General features: G+C 45.1%; 15 protein-coding genes. 12 read left to right on the top strand and 3 right to left on the bottom strand.

The window, feature by feature from the left end; translation table 11 throughout:
* Positions 1-68: 68 nt before the first annotated feature.
* Both rpsT and gyrB read left to right on the top strand, forming a co-directional pair.
* Positions 69-323, top strand: a complete 255-nt coding sequence (gene rpsT, locus QZ135_RS21140; protein ID WP_009129655.1) for a 30S ribosomal protein S20 — start codon at positions 69-71, stop codon at positions 321-323.
* Positions 324-534: 211 nt separating this feature from the next.
* A complete protein-coding gene (gene gyrB / locus QZ135_RS21135; protein ID WP_294614179.1) occupies positions 535-2,496 on the top strand; it encodes a DNA topoisomerase (ATP-hydrolyzing) subunit B in 1,962 nt (653 codons plus the stop codon).
* Between the two features lie 113 nt (positions 2,497-2,609).
* Here the strand turns inward: gyrB and QZ135_RS21130 are convergent, their stop codons facing one another.
* Both QZ135_RS21130 and gpmI read right to left on the bottom strand, forming a co-directional pair.
* Positions 2,610-3,191, bottom strand: coding sequence for a DUF3109 family protein (locus QZ135_RS21130; protein WP_294614176.1), 582 nt, complete (start codon positions 3,189-3,191; stop codon positions 2,610-2,612).
* Positions 3,192-3,366: 175 nt separating this feature from the next.
* Positions 3,367-4,884: a 2,3-bisphosphoglycerate-independent phosphoglycerate mutase gene (gpmI, locus tag QZ135_RS21125; protein WP_294614173.1), complete on the bottom strand. Its 1,518-nt coding sequence runs from the start codon at positions 4,882-4,884 to the stop codon at positions 3,367-3,369.
* Between the two features lie 271 nt (positions 4,885-5,155).
* Between gpmI and QZ135_RS21120 the strand changes: the two genes are divergently transcribed.
* Together QZ135_RS21120 and QZ135_RS21115 are read left to right on the top strand one after the other, a co-directional pair.
* Positions 5,156-6,082, top strand: coding sequence for a magnesium transporter CorA family protein (locus tag QZ135_RS21120; protein WP_294614170.1), 927 nt, complete (start codon positions 5,156-5,158; stop codon positions 6,080-6,082).
* Positions 6,083-6,277: 195 nt separating this feature from the next.
* Positions 6,278-7,834, top strand: coding sequence for a PQQ-binding-like beta-propeller repeat protein (locus QZ135_RS21115; protein WP_294614168.1), 1,557 nt, complete (start codon positions 6,278-6,280; stop codon positions 7,832-7,834).
* Here QZ135_RS21115 and QZ135_RS21110 read toward each other — a convergent pair whose 3' ends face one another.
* On the bottom strand, positions 7,835-8,440 hold the full coding sequence (locus QZ135_RS21110; protein WP_294614165.1) for a ribonuclease HII: 606 nt from the start codon (positions 8,438-8,440) through the stop codon (positions 7,835-7,837).
* A gap of 96 nt (positions 8,441-8,536) precedes the next feature.
* On the opposite strand from QZ135_RS21110, the gene QZ135_RS21105 reads away from it, so the two are divergent.
* The 8 genes from QZ135_RS21105 to QZ135_RS21070 all read left to right on the top strand — a co-directional run bounded on the left by QZ135_RS21105 (position 8,537) and on the right by QZ135_RS21070 (position 23,090).
* Positions 8,537-10,159 (top strand): tetratricopeptide repeat protein, encoded by a 1,623-nt coding sequence (locus tag QZ135_RS21105; protein ID WP_294614162.1) that lies wholly within the window; start codon positions 8,537-8,539, stop codon positions 10,157-10,159.
* Between the two features lie 221 nt (positions 10,160-10,380).
* On the top strand, positions 10,381-12,090 hold the full coding sequence (locus QZ135_RS21100; RefSeq protein WP_294614159.1) for a hypothetical protein: 1,710 nt from the start codon (positions 10,381-10,383) through the stop codon (positions 12,088-12,090).
* A 39-nt stretch (positions 12,091-12,129) separates the two neighbouring features.
* On the top strand, positions 12,130-15,231 hold the full coding sequence (locus QZ135_RS21095) for a TonB-dependent receptor (RefSeq protein WP_294614156.1): 3,102 nt from the start codon (positions 12,130-12,132) through the stop codon (positions 15,229-15,231).
* Between the two features lie 27 nt (positions 15,232-15,258).
* The gene (locus QZ135_RS21090) at positions 15,259-16,905 is read left to right on the top strand and encodes a RagB/SusD family nutrient uptake outer membrane protein (protein ID WP_294614153.1); all 1,647 of its coding nucleotides are present in this window, start codon (positions 15,259-15,261) and stop codon (positions 16,903-16,905) included.
* 175 nt (positions 16,906-17,080) lie between these two features.
* Positions 17,081-17,359 carry a LysO family transporter gene (locus QZ135_RS21085; protein WP_294614150.1) on the top strand — a complete coding sequence of 93 codons (279 nt, stop codon included), beginning with the start codon at positions 17,081-17,083 and terminating at the stop codon, positions 17,357-17,359.
* Entirely contained in the window at positions 17,356-17,961 is a 606-nt protein-coding gene (locus tag QZ135_RS21080; protein ID WP_007660790.1) for a lysine exporter LysO family protein, read from the top strand. The genes QZ135_RS21085 and QZ135_RS21080 overlap by 4 nt, the downstream gene beginning before the upstream one ends.
* A 21-nt stretch (positions 17,962-17,982) precedes the next feature.
* Entirely contained in the window at positions 17,983-21,135 is a 3,153-nt protein-coding gene (locus QZ135_RS21075; RefSeq protein ID WP_294614146.1) for a glycoside hydrolase family 2 TIM barrel-domain containing protein, read from the top strand.
* A gap of 26 nt (positions 21,136-21,161) precedes the next feature.
* Complete coding sequence (locus QZ135_RS21070) at positions 21,162-23,090, top strand: trehalase family glycosidase (protein WP_294614143.1); 1,929 nt, start codon at positions 21,162-21,164, stop codon at positions 23,088-23,090.
* Positions 23,091-23,156: the final 66 nt, after the last annotated feature.

The raw sequence follows: 23,156 nt of genomic DNA, 5'->3' as shown, positions 1-23,156 counted from the left end.
AAAGGGGGGTTCGATTCCCCCACGGGCTACAATTAAAAAAATAAACGAATTAAAAAAGATTAGTCGAGATGGCAAATCACAAATCATCACTGAAAAGAATCAGACAAGAAGAGACAAGAAGACTCCACAACAGATATTATGGTAAAACCATGAGAAATGCTGTTAGAAAGCTTCGTTCTACAACCGACAAAGCAGAAGCTACTGCAATGTATCCGGGCGTAACTAAAATGTTGGATAAATTGGCTAAGACCAATGTAATCCACAAGAACAAGGCTAACAACTTGAAGTCTAAGTTGGCTCTCTACATTAATAAGCTGGGATAAGCTAATTAATATTACACAAAAGATATATCGGAAGGTTGGACTTTTTAGTCCAGCCTTTCTGCGTTTCTGTCCCTCCGTTCCTTCCCAATTCCAATGCCCTTTGAGAGAAGCTAAAAAGCTGTAAACGAATGAAATTTATGACTTGCTTTAGTTTCGTATCTCACGATTTTTCACTATATTTGCTCTGTTATTTGAATAAGGAAATTATATTATGACTGAAGAACAGATTAACTCCAATAACGGGAACTATTCTGCCGAAAACATCCAGGTTCTGGAAGGTTTGGAAGCCGTTAGAAAGCGTCCCGCGATGTATATTGGTGACATTAGTACAAAAGGACTTCACCACTTGGTTTATGAAGTTGTGGATAACTCTATCGACGAAGCGCTCGCCGGCTATTGCGACCACATTGAAGTAACTATTAACGAAGATAATTCCATCACTGTACAAGACAATGGTCGTGGTATTCCGGTTGACTTTCACGAAAAAGAACAAAAGTCGGCACTGGAAGTTGTTATGACCGTATTGCATGCCGGTGGTAAGTTCGATAAAGGTTCTTACAAAGTATCCGGTGGTCTTCACGGTGTAGGCGTATCTTGTGTGAACGCTCTGTCTACCCATATGACTACGCAGGTTTTCCGTAACGGAAAAATCTATCAACAGGAATATGAATGCGGTCACCCGCAATATCCGGTGAAAGAAATCGGCACAAGTGAAATCACCGGTACACGCCAACAGTTCTGGCCGGACAGTACCATTTTCACGGAAACCGTTTACAATTACGAAATCCTTGCTTCCCGTATGCGCGAGTTGGCCTATCTGAATGCAGGCATCAAGATTACCTTGACCGACCTTCGCATGAAAGATGAAGAAGGGAATGCCAAGATGGAAATGTTCTATTCGGAAGAAGGCTTGAAGGAATTTGTCCGCTACATCGACTCTTCCCGCGAACATCTGGTGAATGATGTAATCTACATCAACACAGAAAAGCAGGGTACGCCGGTGGAAGTAGCCATCATGTACAATACGTCTTATAACGAAAATATCCACTCATATGTAAACAACATCAACACCATTGAAGGTGGTACGCACCTTGCAGGTTTCCGCCGCGCACTGACCCGTACGCTGAAGAAATATGCCGAGGACAACAAGATGTTGGAAAAAGCCAAAGTAGAGATTGCAGGTGATGACTTCCGCGAAGGTCTGACTGCCGTAATTTCTATCAAGGTGGCCGAACCACAATTTGAAGGGCAGACCAAGACGAAGCTCGGAAACAGCGAAGTCATGGGAGCCGTAGACCAAGCTGTGGGTGAAGCACTGAATTACTACCTGGAAGAGCATCCGAAGGAAGCTAAAATGGTGGTGGATAAAGTGATTCTGGCTGCACAGGCGCGTGTCGCCGCACGTAAAGCGCGTGAATCCGTACAACGTAAATCGCCGATGTCCGGTGGTGGTATGCCGGGTAAGTTGGCCGACTGTTCAAGCAAGGACCCGGAAGAATGCGAATTGTTCCTCGTCGAAGGTGACTCGGCAGGTGGTTCGGCAAAACAAGGCCGTGACCGTAGATTCCAGGCCATCCTGCCACTTCGCGGTAAGATTCTGAACGTGGAAAAAGCCATGTGGCACAAGGCGTTCGAAAGCGATGAAGTAAACAACATCATCCAGGCACTGGGCATACGTTTCGGTGTGGATGGAGAAGATAGCAAAGAAGCGAACATAGATAAGTTGCGTTATAAGAAGGTGATTATCATGACCGATGCCGACGTCGATGGTTCTCACATCGACACACTGATTATGACACTCTTCTTCCGCTACTTCCCGCAGGTTATCCGCAACGGCTATCTGTATATTGCTACCCCGCCCCTCTACCTCTGCAAGAAAGGTAAAGTGGAGGAATATTGCTGGACAGACCAACAACGCCAGAAGTTTATCGACACCTATGGCGGTGGTTCAGAAAATGCCGTACACACACAACGTTACAAAGGTTTGGGTGAAATGAACCCGGAACAGTTGTGGAGTACAACCATGAATCCGGAAAACCGTATGCTGAAGCAGATAAGCATTGAAAATGCTGCCGAAGTAGATTACGTCTTCTCTATGTTGATGGGTGAAGATGTAGGACCACGCCGCGAATTCATTGAGAAGAATGCAACATATGCAAATATAGATGCTTAATAATTTTCAATTCTCAATTTACCAACCTCACATCTTACAACGAAGAAGCGCCGGACGGACAGGAGAATCCTGTTGACCGGCGCTTTTCTTTTGTTTATAATTTGTGCTCTTATTTATAGCATCTTCTGCTTCTTCATTTCCTCTGCCACCAATTCCAGTTCCGCATACCAATCTTCACCGAACTTGCGTATCAGAGGCTCTTTCAGAAATTTATATACCGGAAGGTTCTCCTTCTGCCCCAATAAGACAGCCGCTTTACATACATCCCAACGGTTATAGTTCACAGCCTTATAAACTCCGTAGTTTCCTACTCTTATCGGATACAAATGACAGGAAACAGGTTTATAAAAATCGGTTTTACCTTCCCGATAAGCCTTTTCAATAGCGCAGTAACAGCAACCCTTCTCATCATAGCAAGTAAAGACACAATCTTTATTATTAACAATAGAAGTAACCAGATCACCTTCGCAATCTGTATAAACAACCCCTTGTTTTTCTAATACGGCACGCGCCTCAGGTGAGAGTTCATCCCAGATTACCGGAAGCACTTCTTCCAGTTTCGCTATCTCATCCAACTCCACAGGAGCACCGGCATCGCCTTCAATGCAACAGGCACCCTTACATGCACTCAAATCGCAAAGAAACTTCTCACGTAGCACATCAAAACTCACCACTACATCACCTATCTGTATCATAACAAATTGAGAATTGAAAATTAAAAATTGAGAAATAAACGTTTGGTAACTATTTATTAAGGGAGGTCTTCATTGATTTGACAAAACTTGTATGCGTTTACTATACGAATAGCAAACGCATACGATTTAACATGGATAATATTATCCTTATCCATTATTTTTTAATTTTTAATTCTTAATTTTTAATTAAGTCCTTTCCTGTTATCTCAGCCGGCTGCACCATGCCAAGAATATGCAGGATAGAAGGAGCAACATCTGCCAGAACACCATCTTCAACCTTAGCCGCCTTGTTTTCTGTTACATAAACAAATGGAACGGGGTTCAGAGAGTGGGCTGTGTTCGGAGTGCCATCCTCATTCAAAGCATGGTCGGCATTACCGTGGTCGGCGATAATGATAACTTCATAATCGTTAGATTTAGCAGCTTCCACTGTATCTTTCACGCATTCGTCGATAGCTTTTACTGCTTTCTCGATAGCGCTGTAGATTCCGGTATGACCTACCATATCACCATTAGCATAGTTCACGACAATGAAGTCGAACTTCTGAGTGTTGATAGCTTCCACCAATTTATCTTTTACTTCATAAGCGCTCATTTCCGGCTTCAAGTCGTATGTAGCAACTTTGGGAGATGGAACCAGAATACGCTCTTCTGCATCATACGGAGCTTCGCGGCCACCATTGAAGAAGAAAGTAACATGTGCATACTTCTCTGTTTCAGCAATGTGCAACTGAGTCTTACCTTGAGCAGCCAGATACTCGCCCAGCGTATTCCGAACATTCTCCTTGTCAAAAAGAATATGAACACCCTTGAATGAAGAATCATAAGGAGTCATACAGTAATACTGCAGACCCGGAATAGTGTGCATACCTTGTTCGGGCATATCTTGCTGAGTCAATACAACAGTCAACTCTTTAGCACGGTCGTTACGGTAGTTGAAGAAAATAACAACGTCGCCTTCCTTGATTGTGCCATCTATGTTACCATTCACAATCGGCTTGATAAACTCATCCGTTACGCCTTCATCATAAGATTCTTGCATGGCCTGAACCATATCCTTAGCGACTTTACCTTCACCGTTTACCAACAAGTCATAAGCCACTTTCACACGTTCCCAACGTTTATCGCGGTCCATAGCATAGAAACGGCCTACGATAGAAGCAATCTTACCGGCAGACTTAGCGCAATAAGCAGAAAGCTCTTCGATAAAACCTTTACCACTCTTCGGGTCAGTATCGCGACCGTCCATGAAGCAGTGGATAAATGTATTTTCTATTCCATATTCCTTAGAGATGTCGCACAATTTAAACAGATGATCCATAGAACTGTGTACACCACCATTGGAAGTCAATCCCATGAAGTGAATGTTCTTACCGTTTTCTTTGGCATAAGAGAAAGCGGAAACGATTTCCGGATTCTTCATAATACTATTGTCGGCACAAGCACGGTTAATCTTCACCAAGTCCTGATATACGATACGTCCGGCACCAATATTGAGGTGTCCCACTTCCGAGTTACCCATTTGTCCGTCGGGCAGGCCTACATTCTCACCGCTTGCCTGCAGTTGTGAGTGGGGATATGTTGCCAACAGATAGTCCCAATACGGAGTGGGTGTATTGAAAATCACATCGTCTTTGCCTTGATCGCCGATACCCCAGCCATCAAGAATCATTAAAAGGGCTTTCTTACTCATAATATTAATTGATTTTAATTGTACAATCCTTAACCTTAGGAAAAAAGTTCTCTTTAGAGAAGAACGTTTTTTCCGGGTGCAAAGGTACGAAAAAGCATGGTTAATGCGTACTCTTTCAAATGATTTATGTACTTTTGTCCCGCTTTAAAAAACAAAAAAGAAGAAATATGGACGATTCAAACCCACGAACGTGCAATAGTATTTACAATTAAAGCGGACTGAGACGTTGCTCGCAATGCCTCTGTTCGTACTAAAGAAAGGAGGCAATAAGATGAGAACGTATCTTTATTGTGAGGCCGGCTTTGTAGAAAAGTCGCAATGGATGCCCAATAGTTGGGTAAACGTTGAGTGCCCTGATGACAATGATTTCGATTTCCTTACCCAAGAACTGAAAGTTCCCGAATCATTTCTGGAAGACATCGCCGATGCGGACGAACGTCCGCGCACAGAGACGGAAGGTAACTGGTTGCTCACTATTCTGCGTATTCCCATGCAGAGCAGTCAGCATGGCATCCCTTTTATAACCGTGCCCATCGGCATCATCACCAATAATGAGATTATCGTATCGGTGTGTTACCATAAAACGGAACTTATCTCGGATTTCATCCAGCATACGCGCCGCAAAGGTATCGTAGTGAACAACAAACTGGACTTAATCCTGCGGATGATTTATTCCTCTGCTGTCTGGTTCCTGAAATACCTGAAACAAATCAACAATGATGTTGCCAATGCGGAAAAAGAGTTGGAGAAGAGTATCCGAAACGAGGACTTGCTCCGTCTGATGAAGTTGCAAAAAACCCTTGTTTATTTCAACACTTCCATCCGTGGAAACGAAGTGATGATCGGGCGGCTGAAGAATATCTTCCAAGATACCAACTATCTGGATATGGAACTATTGGAAGATGTTATCATCGAACTGAAACAGGCATACAACACAGTGAATATCTACAGCGATATTCTTACAGGTACAATGGATGCCTTTGCTTCCATTATTTCCAATAATGTCAATGCCATCATGAAGCGCATGACGAGTCTTTCTATCACGCTCATGATACCGACACTGATAGCCAGTTTCTATGGAATGAACGTGGATATTCACCTGGAAGGTTTTCCGTATGCTTTCATATTCATTATCCTGATTTCAGCCATTCTGTCGGCAGGAACATTTATCTGGTTCAGGAAAATCAAATGGTTCTAACGGTATAGTCCGAGAGGTTGATTTGAATTTTATATTTCAAGATACAGAGACACGGAGGCGCAGAGAAAAATAATTCTATGTCTCCGTGTCTCTGTATTCAATCCTTCATTTTTAAACAGGTTCTTAGTATTTTCATCACATTTTGACCGGATTTCACAAATAATATATATTTTTGCTCCAAATAAGTCAATGAACATGAGAATACACAGGATTCTAACGCTTGTATGTCTGACCCTCACGGCATCAATATCCTATGCACAATCTGAAACCATCGTTGTAGGCAAAAAAACTGATGGAACAGACCTGACAGCGCAATGTTACACTTTCCCACAACGGGTAGAAACCTTTTCTATGAGTAGCAAGGGAGATTATCTCTGTGTCAGCTTCCGGGAAACAACCAAAAGCGGCAAGTATCTGAAGAACAAAGGAGAAATCGGATTTTATGATACCAAAAGCAGTCAGTTGCTATGGAAACAGCCGATTAACTTTGGCAGAGCAAGCATCACCTGCCTCTCCGAAGGAGTATTAATAACCGAAATCGGCAGTAAGATTTCATTGCTCAGCAAAGAAACAGGAGAAAAGAGATGGGAGGCAGACTTATTCCCGGTATATACAGACGATTCGTTGGGCTTGGTACTGGGATATAACTTTTCCGCCTCCAACAAACTACGCGCTATCAATCTAAAGTTCGGTAACGACCTATGGGAAAACAAGATACCACACCAATACGGTTGGAATGAGGTTCTTGAACTCGGACAGAATAAACGGCTGATTGTGGCTGATGCATTGCATAAACTGGACTTCATGACCGGAGAACTATTAACTTATCCGGGAAAGCCGGGAGCCCACGACACCAAAGCGGCACTGTTGCAAGGATTGGTAGCCGTGGCCGGAGCAGCAGTCGGTGCGGCAGCAAGCGGTGGCGGATATTATTACAGCTACGTCCCCATTGCCAGCAATACAATCACGGGATTAACCTCCAACATCCTGTCTCAGGATTCACTTTATTATTGGGCGGACCGTCAACAGATTTCCTGCATGGACACAGCCTTCAATGTTGTGTGGCAAAAGGAATTCCCTGATGTAAAAGCCTCACGTTCCCAACTCTTCATACAAGATGGCAAGTTGTTTATGCTTAATTACGGTTACGGGCTGCGCGAAGGTGCAAGCCGTAGAAAATATGGTCGTCCGTTCATTGCCTGCTACAACCTGCAAAACGGAGAAGAAATCTTCTTTAACCAACTCAGCGTAAAAAAAGATATGATTGAAGATGCCTTGCGTACTGACAATGCACTATTCATGTTGTTTGACGATGGACTGGCTTATCAGGAACTGACGGATTCGGTCGTAAATATTGTACCCTGGGATACTAAACAATACGGGAAACTGGAAGCTATACTGCCCACTACGCTCTATGTGGCAAACAAAGATACGACGGCTTTTCAGTCGCTTGCTTTCGATGGAGAACATTGTCTGGTGTATAATGACCAGGGAATAATCTACGAGGTAGACAAGGATTTAAATATCAGAAATACCTACGAACGGGAATACATTTACAGTCCCAGTATTCGGCTGAAAGACTATTTGTGCATCGGCAATCGTGGAGATTACTGGTTTATCCACGAAATGGGAATGCCTGTAGCCCACTTGGAAACGGATTTTAAAAAGGGACGGGTAATTGACAACAAACTTCTGTTACTAAACGACAAGAACCAATTCCTGTTTATTGATCTGGATGAAGCGATAGAATAACTATTTAAAATCCAATGCCAACTGCCCGTCACCCAACAAATTGAATGTCATGCGGTGATAAGGGGTAGTTCCGTGTTCGGCAATGGCTGCACGATGTTTCTTGGTGGGATAGCCTTTGTTATGACCCCAATCGTAATAAGGGAATTCTTCGTGCAGGCGGTTCATATAGTCATCACGATAGGTCTTGGCAAGGATGGAGGCGGCAGCGATAGAAAGGTATTTGCCATCACCCTTGACTACCGTTGTATGCGGCAGGTCCTGATATTTCTTGAAGCGGTTACCATCAATCAAAAGATGTTCCGGACGCATCTTCAACTGGTCCACCGCGCGATGCATGGCAAGGAAAGAGGCGTTCAGGATATTTATTTTATCAATCTCTTCAGGGGATACAATACCGACGGCCCAAGCCAGTGCTTCTTTCTCAATCACTTCACGCAAGGCATAGCGCTGATGTTCCGTCAGTTGCTTGGAGTCATTCAGCAATTCGTTCTTGAAATCTTTGGGAAGGATAACGGCAGCGGCATACACAGCTCCTGCCAGACAACCACGTCCAGCCTCATCACAACCGGCTTCTATCAAGTCTTTGTTTAAGTAAGGTAACAGCATCGCACTAATAATTTAGAGACACAAAGATAAATCTTTTTGAAGGCAAACCGAAGTTTTAAAGGAAAATAATTACATTTGCAGAAATAAGACTATACCATGAAAAAAGCTCTGTATCTAATACTTGCAGTTCTTTCGCTAACTGTAACTCCCTTACAAGCCCAAGATATAAAACAAGCCAAGGCTCTACTTGAACAAGCTCGGAATACTCTATTCAGTAATCCTAAACAAGCCTCCTATTATGCAACCCAAGCTGCCGCCCTGTTTCCTGAAGACCAACCTAATGAGATTCGTACACAAGCCATGATTCTGCATAGTCAGGCAGAACAATTATTAGGCAACTTCGACCTGAGCATCAAGAATCTATACGATACACAAAGATACATCAACCCCGCAAATAAACGACAGACGGCTCAACTCTATTCCCTCATGGGGCGCGTTTACAGCAAGTTGGGCGATTATAACAAAGGTATCGAACTGAATGACAAAGCAACTTCTATCTTCAAAGCTTTAGGAGATTCAGCTTCGGTGGCCGGATGCTATAACGAACGCGGAGTCATGCACTATCTGCTCGACGAATTTCTGGTGGCCGAAAGATTTCTCCAACGGGCATTAGTAATCAACCGTGCCCAGAGGAACCTGAAAGAAATTGCAACCAACCTGAATAATCTTTGCCTATATCAGGGGAATACAGAAGAGAAGTTATCCCTCATACAGGAAGCAATTGCCATTAATAAGAATCTGGATGCGCAATGGTCGTTGGGTGAGAACTATAATAATATGGGCAAACAGTATTATTTCAGCGAACAATACTCCAAAGCTCTGGAAGCCTTACAGAAAGCCTATGAATATGCCCGTAACATTGGTGCCAAAGAGCTGATCTGTGATAATTATGAATATTCATCGTGGGTATATGCCGCCATAGGTGACTATAAACAGGCCTACACCCGCCTCAGCCAGATGTATGCTTTGAGTAAAGAGCTGCAAAGCAGCAACAAGCTGCGCAACATTGAACAGGAAATCTCTTATAAAAGATATCAAGACCAGAAATATGCTACTGAGATGCAGGAGCAAACCTATAAAATCGAACTATTGAAACGCAATTTATGGCTTTTAGGCAGTGTACTTGTCCTTGGATTAGCTTTCAGCATCTTCTTATATAAATGGTATAAGCGCAGAAAAGGCCTTCAACTGATAGAAGCCCGCTATCAATTAGAGTTGTCGCAACGCGAATTATCCGAACTGAAACTGCACCAACAAGAGTTGGAACTACAGAGTATACAGAATGCACTAGACAGTAGCCAGCAAGAAGTAACCAGCTTTGCCGTCTTCCTGAGAAGCCGCAACGAATTACTGGACAAAATACGCGAAATGATTAAGGAAGGATACAAAATGGATAATCAAGCACTTATCCCCCACCTGAAAAAAGTGAATGCCTATATCAGTCAATACCAAAGCGGAGACAAGACCAATAATATGTTATTACTGAATATTGAGGAAAAGAATCAGGAATTCATTGAGAGACTGACAAAGAAACATCCGAACCTGACACAAGGCGAGAAATATCTATCTACCATGCTACGCGTCAACCTGTCAACGAAAGAAATTTCCATGATTAGCGGTAACAGTCCCAAGACAATCAATATGAACCGCTACAGATTGCGCAAATCATTAAACTTACCAACAGAAAAAGACCTAACTGAATATTTAAAAGAAATTTAGAGATTTCTAATCTGCCATAATCCATTTTGCTATTTTGTAGATAGCACAAACCAAGTTTTCCTCTAAATATCACCATCTTACGATTGCATCTGTAGATTAAACAATCCACAAATAAAGCTCTTTGTAGTTCGTTTGTAGTGGTTAATATTTAGTTTTCTGCTAACTATATTCATTTATTTGTGGCTGAAAAACATTTTTATTAACCTTAAAAATCAATTCAAATGAACACTAAAATTTTATTGATGCTTGTCACTGCAATCTTCTTCTATAGTTGCAATGATGAAATCCTGAAAACAACTGAGACATCGGCTCAGGTTTTCGAGGAGATAGAACCTATCACAGATGGAATCTATCCTTATTCTCTTTTCGCTAAAACAAGAAGTGCTACTATTCCTAATTGGGAAGAATGGCAAAAAGTTAGGCTATCTTCCGGAGTTATAGGACAAGATTCTGTTGCAGTACCTTGGGCCAATACTATAGTATCATCCAACATTCCCGCACAAGTTAGACGTGATATCAAAGCCGAAAATGGATGGATGCTATTAAAATATACCGTTAACGGTAATTGGGGAAACAATAATAATTATATGTTTTTCTATAATAAATACACAGGAGTACTCAAAGTATTTTACTATTTAAGTAACGGTGCTGCGCAATCCAACTATGGTATCTGGCATCTACATATAGATGTACCACAAAAATTATTTGCTTTTACAGGAGAGATTGCTGATCCTATCAATGGAATTTATCAAACACAAGATCTATATTGTACTAACATAACATCAACTGATGCTAAAGGATTTGTACAAGGTTGGAACTGTTTTCAAGTAGAGTTAGCCTATGATCCTCAATTTATTAATGGAGAATTAACGGTTAATCCTGTAAGCCGAACAAGCTCAGAAATCAAATTAACTGGAAGTTTTAGTTCTTCTTCTAAAGGAACAATTGTTACTACAACTTCGTCCAATCCCACTAGTGGTCCAATAAAGGGTCTGGCAAAAGCCGCTGGAGATGAAGCACTATCTTTTCTGAAAAAAGAAGCTCAAGATAAAAAATTCGCAACAAAGGTTTTAAATGCTGCTGGTGACATTGTAAAAGGAGGAGTATCGGCTATTGTTAAAGGAGGAATAAATCAGCTATTTAGTTCATTTATTGGACGTTTCAACAAAGAACAAGCTCTAAATTACGACTTGCAATTCACAACTAATGGAACAGCAGAAATATCAGGAACAATCAACACTGAAGTTACAGGCGGGCTTGTCCCAGCTAATCTTAATCTCTCTAAGTCTGCATTGGGTATTACATTAGGGGTATGGAATTTGAGTGAACAGCCTACAATATATTTTATGACAACAGCAAAGTTACTTTCATGGGGAGAACATAAACCTACAATATTTCACTTATGGAAAATGCAAGGAGATCAGTTACAAGGAACAAATTATAAATACGATTACGTAATTAATCCTGATATTATAAACTGCTTAAGCTCATACAATTGTAATCTAAGATGTTATTCTACAGATCCATTACCTAAAGAAGTTGAAAATTACCCTCATGGCAGCCTCGCTGAAGGATCTAAATTTTCTATCACAAGTGGAAAAGGCAATCTCATTTATGAAAATTATTATGAAATCACGAACTATTATGATAAATTTCAGATAGAAACTCCTAAACAAACAGGTCCAGAGCCTGTCACTATTCCACGTATATTATTTATACCCAACGCCAAGCATGTAAACCTATATGGAGATGCTGGAATAAATTATAATACTTTAATCAAAGCCACTACAACTTTATATGTCAACAATAACGTAAATGATACAATTGTACTTACAAAGACTTTTGCACCCAAACTAGAGTGGAATCCACAAGATTTCAAATTTAATAAAGAAATGTATGGAGATATCTCATATACAGTAACAAGCTATTAACTACAGCAATACATACATTAACATTAAATCATTATACACATGAGTAAAAAGTATTTCCAATTGCAAAGAGTTTTCTTACTCACTTTGCTCATTACATGTTTGGTACCGCTAAGTTCTTTAGCACAAACCATCCAATTAACCGGTACAGTAACCGACACCAAAGGAGAAACTCTCATTGGCGCCAGTGTTTTGGAAAAAGGTACAACCAATGGTTGCATTACCGACATCGACGGTAACTTTGCACTGACTGTTGCTCCTAATGCGACAATGGTAATCTCTTATGTGGGCTATGTAGCTCAAGAGATTCCTTTGAATGGACAGAAGGTATTGAAAGTAACTCTGAAAGATGACACTGAGATGCTGGACGAAGTAGTTGTTATCGGTTATGGTACAATGAAGAAAAGTGATATGACCGGAGCCATTTCTTCAGTTGATACAGAAGAATTGACCAAGCGTGCTACAACCAATCCTGCCGAAGCATTACAAGGAAAAATTGCCGGTGTAAATATTATGAAGGCCGGCGGTAACGCAGGTGCAGGTATTTCTGTCAAGATTCGTGGTGTAAAATCTTTCGGCAGCAATGAGCCACTTTATATTATCGATGGTTTCCCCGGAGATATTGATAATGTTAATCCGCAAGATATCCAATCCATGGAAGTACTTAAAGATGGTGCTGCTGCCGCTATCTACGGTTCAGTGGCAGCCAATGGAGTAATCATCATCACTACCAAAAATGGTAAGAAAGGTGAAACACACATTGATTTCAATACATACTTGAGCATGACTACTGTAGCCAACAAACTGGAAATGACCAATGCGGAGCAGTATAAGAATACGATCAAAACCATGTTCGAGAATGCAGGCAAGCCGGTTCCCGCCTATTGCACCAGCGATACGGGCATAGACACAGACTGGCAGGATCTGATGCTTCGCGACGGTTTATCCCAAAACTATATGTTCAGTGTGCGCGGTGGCAGCGAAACGGCACAATATTCCGTGTCCTATAACCATGCTGACGACAAGGGTATCTTTCTGGGCAATAACTTCCGCCAGGACAATGCTCGCATGAAAATGCACATGAGCAAATACATCTTCGACATTGATGCCAACTTGAGCTTCCGCTATACCAAGAGCAAACAGCCACAGTACAGTTTGCGTGAAATGTACGGTCTTTCTCCGTTGCTTCCCGTTTATGACGAGAATGAGAAATACGGCTTTGCCTTGACGCAATCACTCGGATTGCCAACCAACAATAACGTGATGGCCGACCACGTCTACAACGAAGCCGCTACCAAGAAGTTCTATACCAATGCCAACGTATCACTGGGTGTGAAGCTCGCTCCCTGGCTGAACTTCAAGACCAGCTATGCCTACCGTGGCTTGCACTACCGTTACGTGGAGCATAATCCGGATTACATTTCTAATGCACAAAGTCCCCACAACTATCCTGAGCACTACGAAGGAACTTATTATTGGGAAGAGCAAACCATTGACAACGTGCTGACTTTCAATAAAGATTTCGACAAGCACAGTTTGAATATAATGGCCGGTTCTTCTATCACTTCCACCAAATACACCGATAATGGCGTAGGTGTAACCGGTAAGTCTACCAAATACTACATTGATGCCAACGGCAACCTGGCCACCAAGGACGAGGCAGCCGGTTTCCTCGACCCGAGTTTTGATACAGTGGATGCAGGTATCGGAGGAACGTTCTACGGTGATGGCGAAAAATACAAATATAACCGCGCCTCTTTCTTCGGACGCGTGAACTATAACTACGACAACCGTTACCTCATCCAGGCCACCATGCGCTACGACGGTTCTTCCAAATTTGGTGTGAACAACCGCTGGGGTTGCTTCCCTTCTGTAGCTGTAGGCTGGAGAATCAGTGAAGAAGCCTTCTATCCGAAAGATTTCTTCATCAACAGTTTGAAGTTCCGTGCCAGTTGGGGACGCCTCGGCAACGAAAACGCTTTGGGATATTATGATTTCCAGGCCTTGATTCTGTCTCGCAACAATCGTTACGGCGGCTACATACAAGGTGGCAACGCCTGGCCGGGTTCTGCTTCATGGACTATGGAAAACCGCGGTCTGAAATGGGAAACTACGGACACTAAAAACATCGGTTTCGACTTTGGCATGCTCAGCAACAAACTGACAGGTAGCATCAACTACTACATCAACCAGACGGAAGATTTGCTGATTACCAAGCGCCTCTCTCCCTCTGCCGGCTACGAGAATCCCATTCTGAACGTGGGCAAGATTCGCAACAACGGTGTGGAACTGGAAGTGAACTGGACCGACAAGATCAAGGACTTTGAATACAACGTGGGCTTCAACTTCTCCACCACCAAGAATAAAGTAGTGGAACTGGCAGACAAAGGACAAGCACTGCCCGCTACCGGTCTGCTGTACGACACCGACCATATCCCGGCATACGCCAAAGAAGGCAAGCCTATCAGCGGCTTCTACCTCTACCGCACAGACGGCATCTTCCAAAGCGATGCGGAAGCTGAAGCTTACGTGAACGATAAAGGAGAACGCCTCCAGCCCAACGCAAAAGCCGGTGACATCCGCTTCAAAGATATAACCGGTGACGGTGTCATCGACGAAGATGACAAAGAATACTGCGGAACAGGTATCCCTAAATTCGAGACCAACCTCAATTTCTCCGCTTCTTACAAGGGTTTCGACCTCTCTTTCAGTTTGAGCGGTGTATTCGGGCATAAGATTTACAACGGTAACCGCTACTTCTATGAATCCATGAATGCTCCTATCAACATGCTGAGCACCGTAACCAATGCCTGGACACCGGAGAACACACATACCGACATTCCACGTGCCGTGAACGGCGACCCCAACGGTAACTCCCGCGAAAGCGAACGCTTCCTGGAGAATGGCAGTTTCGTCCGCTTGCGCCAGGCCCAAATCGGATATACACTGTCCGTATCTCTGCTGAAGAAAGTGAAAATAGAAAAGCTCCGCTTCTATATCAGCGGTGACAATCTGTTCACCATTACCGGTTACTCCGGCGTAGACCCGGAATTCTCGACCAGCAGCCCACTGAACTCCGGTGTAGACAGATACATCTATCCGTTTACCCGCTCCTACACCGTGGGTGCACAGCTTACATTTTAATGTTTAACTCAATATAAAAGAAACGATATGAAAAAAGTTCTATATATAGCAAGTATGTGTCTCGCAATGGCTTTTACGTCTTGTGATGACTTCCTGACTGTTTCTTCTCCCGACAAGCTGACTACCGGCAATTTTTGGAGAGATCAAAAAGATGCAGAAGCCACCTTGGCCTCAGCATACGCCCAACTCTACCACGGTGACAGCTATGCCACCAGTGAAGTGCGCTGGCCAGTGGAGGCTTACCGCACCGACCTTTACGATGTAGGTAACGATGCCAACAACTACCAGACTTGGACAGACATCTATAACTTCACCTATACCAACGGAAATACACAGTTCTCTTATTACTACCAAGACCTTTACCGGGGTATCAACTTCACCAACCAAGTGTTGGAGTACGCACCCAAAATCCCGGCAGAAAACATCACCGAAGCCAAACGCGAAGAGATTATTGCCGAAGCTCATTTTCTGAGAGGTTACTTCCACATGATGCTGTTGCTGAACTGGGAGAAGATTATCCTGCGCGACATCTACATTTCGGATGCAGTCGACCTGAACAAGCCATTGAGCGACCGGGTGACTTGCTGGGAACTTGTAATAAGCGAATTGTCGCAAGCCACTGCATTGCCTGCCACACGCCCCGGATCGGAACTGGGTCGCGCCACTTCGGGAGCAGCCAATGCCTATCTGGGATTTGCCTACCTAACACGTGCTTATGAAGAACCAGCCAATGAGTCGGCCCACTTAACAGCAGCCCTGAAGGCCCTGAATGCAGTGCAAGGCTACGAACTGGTAGATAGCGACAAGATGCTGCAAATGTTCAACGGCAAGAACAAGAATTGCCCGGAATCCATCTTCGAGTTGCAATATTCTGCCAACACTGACAACGGCGCTAGCTACTACTCATACGTACACTGTTTCATTGCCTGCTCTGAGATTGGCGGTTGGGACGAAATCCTGCCCAGCGCCCGTCTGGTGGAAGAGTACAAGAAAGAAGGCAGAAAGACATCGGACGGGTTATACGACCAACGTCTTTATAATACAATTTACTTCAAGGATGACTACTTCAACGACGCTGATAACGGCGAACTGATTTTTGGAGAGTTCACTTACGACGAGTGTTTCTGGAGATGGAGACAGAACGAGAATAAGAAGTATGTGGATGCAAACGGCAATGTCATCGATATCCCGACAGGAGAAGACACAGACAAATATCTGGAATCTCATGGTGGCGTGAAAGATGTATACGATCGCCCCAACTTCCGCCGCTTCACTCCGGAAACATATGAGGAACTGAGCGACTACTGTCCGTTCAACATTCCTTTGATGCGCTATGCCAACGTGATGTTGATGAAAGCCGAAGTACTGAACAAGCAAGGGCATCCCGAACAAGCCATTCCTCTGATTAACGAAATCAGAGCCAAGCACGGAAAAATGCCTGCTATGAAAGGAACGTCACAAGCCGAAGTACAGGCTCAAATAGAACATGAACGCATCATCGAGTTCCCGCTGGAAAGCTACCGCTGGTACGACCTGCGCCGCTGGGGCAAACTGAGCGAGGTGCTGGGCAAACGCGGATTTTCGGAAGGTAAGCACAACTTCTTCCCGATTCCTTTGTGGGAAATCAACGCAAACCCTGCGCTAAACAACACTGCAGAAGGAACTGAAGAATAATCCTCTCTTTAAATATACCAAAATAGGGCGGCGTTTGCCTGCGGCGATGCCGCCTTATTTACCTTTAAAAGCTTTATCTTTGCATTTGCGAAAATAGGCTGCACCCCAGCATAAACAAGCTTGCTTGCTTCTGCTTTCGGTTTGCACTATCTTTGCCCTCAAAAACGACATAGATATGTTTACAATCATCGGACTAATGCTCACAGGAATGCTGCTGGGCTACCTCTTACGGAAACGGAATCTGAGCGGAATCCACAAAGTCATTACAGTGCTCATCTGGTTACTCCTCTTCATACTGGGTATTGAAGTGGGAGGAAACGAACAGATTATCAAAGGACTTCATACCATCGGGCTCGAAGCCGTCATACTCACCATAGGCGGAACTTTGGGAAGCGTGATTGCTGCCTGGGCATTGTGGAGAACTTTATACAAACGGAAAGGAGGCCGGGCATGAAAGGGAGTCTCATCATAGTCGGCTTTTTTGTGCTGGGAACACTCTGCGGAGTCTTTCACCTGATACCTATCGATATAGTAATAGATAGTAAAGTCAGCTTTTATGCACTTTGCGCACTGATGTTCAGTGTAGGGCTAAGTGTAGGCAACGACCCGCAAACGTTGAAAAACTTCCGTTCACTCAATCCACGGTTGATATTCCTGCCTATCATGACCATTCTGGGTACGCTGGCAGGTTCTGCCGCAGTCAGCCTGATACTGACACACCGTTCCCTGACGGATTGCCTGGCTGTAGGCTCGGGCTTTGGCTACTACTCACTCTCCAGTATCTTCATCACCGAATATAAAGGAGCCGAATTGGGAACCATCGCACTGCTCGCCAATATCAGCCGCGAGATACTGACATTGCTGGCTGCACCGTTGCTAGTGCGCTGGTTCGGCAACCTCGCCCCCATCTCAGCCGGAGGTGCAACCACGATGGACACCACACTGCCCATCATTACACGAACGGCCGGACAACAATTTGTAGTTGTTTCCATCTTCCACGGGTTCGTGGTCGATTTCAGTGTCCCGTTTCTTGTGACCCTGTTTTGTTCGATATAAACACTTAATCTGATTGATATCATGAAACTTAAATTATATTCTTTCATCTCCGCCTTACTGATTTGCAGTAATATGCTTGCCGACAATGAGCCGTGGCAGAACCCGCAAGTCAATGAGATAAACAGAGAGCCGATGCATGCGCACTTCATTCCGTTTACGAATGAGGCCAACGCCCTGAAGCAACACTCCCTGCCTGCGGATGTACGTTTCAACGTAAATCCTGCCACCGAACGCCGCATCTCGCTGGACGGTACTTGGAAGTTCCTGTTCTCAAAGAACAACGAACTTTGTCCCAAAGACTTCCACAAACCGGGATACAACACCCGGAAGTGGAGCAAAATAGAAGTTCCCGGAAGCTGGGAACTGCAAGGCTTCGATGCACCTATCTATACGGATACCCGCTATCCATTTCCTGCCAATCCTCCGTATGTGCCTGCCGATTACAATCCGGTGGGAGCTTACATCCGCGAGTTCACAGTTCCCGGTGGTTGGGAAGGTATGGATATCTTCCTCGACTTTGAAGGAGTGGAATCCGCCTACTACGTATGGGTGAACGGCGAACTTGCCGGATATGCCGAAGACAGCCGCCTGCCGTCTCACTTCAACATCACGAAACTTCTGAAAAAGGGCAGCAACAAACTTGCCGTCAAGGTATTCCGTTACAGCGACGGCTCTTACCTTGAAGGACAGGACTACTGGAAATACAGCGGCATTGAGCGTGATGTTTATCTCTACGCCCGTCCGCAAAGCCGCGTGCGCGACTTCCGGATGACTGCCGAACTGATAAATGACTATAAAGACGGAGAACTCAACCTGGATGTCATCCTCCATCAGCCGAAGGCGGGAGAAACCGTTGAAGTAAAAGTGCTGGATGCAGGAAAAGTGATTTATAACCAGAAGAAAACCGTCTCTTCTCCTACGGATACTTTATTTAGCCAGCAACAGATTTTCCCGGATGCAAGTGCATGGAATGCTGAAACGCCCAATACCTATACACTGGTAGTCAGCACCTTCGATGCACAAGGAAAGCCGTTGGAATCTTTCACCCAGCTTTTTGGTTTCCGCACGGTGGAGATGCGCAACGGCATGCAGATGATTAACGGGAAAGCAGTGCTCTTTAAGGGAGTGAACCGTCACGAACACGATCCGCACAAAGGACGTACCATCAGCGTAGCTTCCATGATACACGATATTCAGTTGATGAAGCAATTCAATCTGAACGGTGTGCGCAACTGCCACTATCCAAATAACTATGCATGGTATGAGCTCTGCACGGAATTCGGCCTGTATATGGTGGATGAAGCCAACATCGAAAGCCATGGCATGCAAGACCACAAGGATGGCACACTGGCCAATTATCCGGATTGGGAACTTCCTTTCATGCAACGCATGAGCCGTATGATTGCGCGCGACCGTAACTGCACAGCTATCGTCACCTGGTCTATGGGTAATGAGTCCGGCTATGGTAAACATTTCGAAACCTTATACGATTACACGAAAAAGGTAGATTCCACTCGCCCGGTGCAATACGAAGGTGGCGGTTATGATGCCAAGAGTGACATCTACTGCCCGATGTATGCACGCATCTGGTCGTTGCGCCGCCATATCAATCAGCGCGACAAGCGTCCTATGATTATGTGTGAATACGCTCATGCCATGGGCAACAGTGTAGGGAACTTCCAGGATTACTGGGATTTGATTTATAAGTACGACCAGTTGCAAGGCGGCTTCATCTGGGACTGGGTAGACCAGACATTTGCTATCAAAGATAAGGATAACCACGACATCTGGGCTTTCGGTGGAGACATGGGATTTGTAGGCATCGTCAACGACTCCAACTTCTGCGCTAACGGTCTGGTAGCTGCCGACCGCACTCCTCACCCGCATATCTATGAGGTGAAGAAGGTACTTCAATATATCCATTTTGAGCCGGTTGCCTTCACACCTAATAAAATAAAGGTTACCAACTGGCACGACTTCATCGGTCTGGAAGGATATACCCTGCGCTGGGCGGTGGAATGTGACGGAAAAGCAGTGCAAAGCGGCGAAATGGATTTCCCTGCAATCGCACCGGGAAGCTCTGCCAACATCGAACTGCCTCTAAAAGCATTGCCTGCCGATGGCAAAGAATACTTCCTTACCCTGCGCGCATTCACCAAAAACGAAGCGCCGTTGATTCCAAAAGGACACGAGGCCAGCATCGAACAATGGATATTACCTTCCGTTCCTGCTGCAAAAGCCATTCAACCGGCTAATGGCAAACTGACCGTAGACCGTAACAGTGACGCCATCACTCTGACAGGAAACAACTTCCGGATAGCTTTCTCGGCTCAAAGCGGTGAAATGACGGCGTTGAGTTACAATGGAAAGAATCTAATAAAAGAAGGTCTGCAACCCAACTTCTGGCGTCCTCTGACGGATAATGATATTCCGAACGGACATCTGTACCGTTGTCTCACTTGGAAGACTGCCGGACAGGATGCCCAACTGGAGAACCTGGATATAACGGAAAATCAACAGAAAGTTACCCTTACCGCTACCTATAAGATGGAAGCACAAGACTCGAAACTGCAAACAATATATGATATTCATCCTGACGGTGCAGTCCGTGTGAGCATGCACTTTACTCCAGGTAAACAGGCGTTGAACGAAATGCCTCGTCTGGGTATGCGCATGATACTTCCGGCTGAATATGAAAGGATGTCCTGGCTGGGACGCGGACCACAGGAAAACTATGCAGACCGGAAGACAGGAGCATTGGTAGGACTGTACAGTGCGACGGTTTGGGAACAGTTTCATCCGTATGTGCGTGCTCAGGAAACAGCTAATCATTGCGATGTACGTTGGGTGGCACTGCGCAATGCCGATGGTGACGGTTTGCTCGTTACGGGAGAAGAACCGCTAAGTATCAGTGCCTGGAACTTCCCGATGGAAGATATCGAGTACCGCCCTTCCCAAGTGGAACGCCGCCACGGAGGAAGCATAGTGAAGAAAGATATGGTTTGGCTGAATATCGACCACAAGCAGATGGGCGTAGGTGGTGATAATACATGGGGAGCGCAAGTGCACCCGGAATATACCATCACACCGCACGAATGGAAGTACAGCTTCACGCTACTGCCACTCGGAGCTAAGGATGATGCAGCAGAACAGGCGCATAAGTGCTGGTTCTAACATTAAATTCATAATAATCAAGAAATATGAAACACAAGTTTATACACATCATTTGCTTTACGCTACTGGTTGCAGGCCTCACCGCCTGCACTTCCGGTAGTAAAAAAACTGCGGAGCAAAGGTACACCTTCAATAACATACTGGATATTGCCTACACTCCCGACACCCTGCACCGTTGCTACGGCTGGTTCACAGACGCCGGTTCATGGATGGGCTTCACCCTGCCCGAAAAAGCACAATGGGTGAACGGCTTCTGCGGTCCGTTCAGTCTGGATATGTTCCGCCGCCAATGGATGGCACAGTCCGCCGTCACAGTAGATTTCGCCGGAAACACTTCTGCCAGCTTCGTTCCCGACTCTACCTGCTACTTCCCTGGCGAGCTCTATATGTCCGCCCACTCCGATGCAGGGAGCATCACGCAACGACTTAACTTTGCAGACGCCTCAACCGCCCTCCTGCGCATAGAGTCCGATAAAGCGGAAGACCTGCTTCTGACAGGTAGCCAATGGGGAAAAGACGTCGCCGTCACCATAGAACAAAACTCCGTTATCGCCCGCCACCCCAGTGGCGAAAGCGTGACTGTAACATTCACTCCCGATGTGGCACTTACCCAAACGGGCAACAACTATACAGCCCTTGTCCACAGCCCCAAGCATCCCGTCCATGTAGCCATTTCCTTCTTTACCTCCGAAAAAGAAATGACTGCCGGGTTGCAGAATATCCCTACCCTGCTCAACAACCCCGAAAAAGCTTTGCAAGCCAATGCCGAACGCTGGGAAGGCTATCTGGCCAAGATATTGCGCAAGGACATGAAACCCGAATACGACCGTATCGCCGTAAAAGCCGTCACCACCCTTATCTCCAATTGGCGCACGCATCGTGGCGGACTGCTTCACGAAGGTATCGTGCCGAGTCACGCCGTAGGCTACTTTGTAGGTTTCTGGGCATGGGACAGTTGGCGTTTCAGTGCCGGAACCGCCAAGTTCGACCCTGAACTGGCAAAGAACAACATCCGCGCCATGTTCGATTATCAGCAACCGGACGGCATGGTTATCGACTGCATCTACACCGATCCGTCGGAAAACAATGCCCGCGACAGTAAGCCGCCTTTGGTATGCTGGGCAGTGGATGAAATCTTCACGCATACCGGCGACACCGCTTTCGTTTCTGAAATGTACCCGCAACTGCTCTCCTATTACAAATGGTGGTACGACAAACGCGATCACAACCGTAACGGCATGTGCGAATACGGCTCAACCGACGGCACACTGGAAGCCGCCGCATGGGAAAGTGGCATGGATAATGCCATCCGTTTCGACGATGCTGTGATGCTGAAGAACGACGGAGCCGATGATGCCTGGAGTATGGATCAGGAAAGCGTAGACCTAAACGCCTACCTGGCACTGGAATGTAAACTGCTGAAGAAGTTTGCCGGACTGCTCAACGTGGCTTTCGACGGTCCCGACTATAGCGACAAAGTAGCTGACTACTTCTTCGACAAACAGCTCAATTTCTTCTTCGACCGCCGACTGAAAGATGGTTCCTTCATCGAGGAACCGGGTTGCGAAGCCTATACTCCGCTGTGGACACAGATTGCGACCCAGTCACAGGTAGATAGCATGTTACCCATGCTGCAAGACACCGCGAAGTTCTCCACATATATCCCCTTCCCGACCATTGCCGCAGATAATCCCAAATATAACCCGCGCGGCTACTGGCGTGGTCCCATCTGGCTGGACCAGACTTATTTCGCTATTCGCGGACTGAGAAACTACGGCTATAAGAAACTGGCCGATGAATATACTTTGCAGGTATTCGACCGTTTGAGCGGACTGAAAGAAGGAGCACCCATTCACGAAAACTACGGTACGCATACCGGAGAACGATTGAAAGCACCGCACTTTAGTTGGAGTTCATCGCACTTGTTGATGATGTACGATGATTACGGGAAATAAACAATGAAACACTGTAGTGTACTGAATAAGTTGACACTTCTAAAATTAGAAATTCATATGGAAGCA

This window comes from uncultured Bacteroides sp. (assembly GCF_905207245.1).
GTDB lineage: Bacteria > Bacteroidota > Bacteroidia > Bacteroidales > Bacteroidaceae > Bacteroides.
The sequence above is the reverse complement of the archived record's forward strand: the minus strand, read 5'-3'. Positions and strand labels throughout refer to the sequence as shown.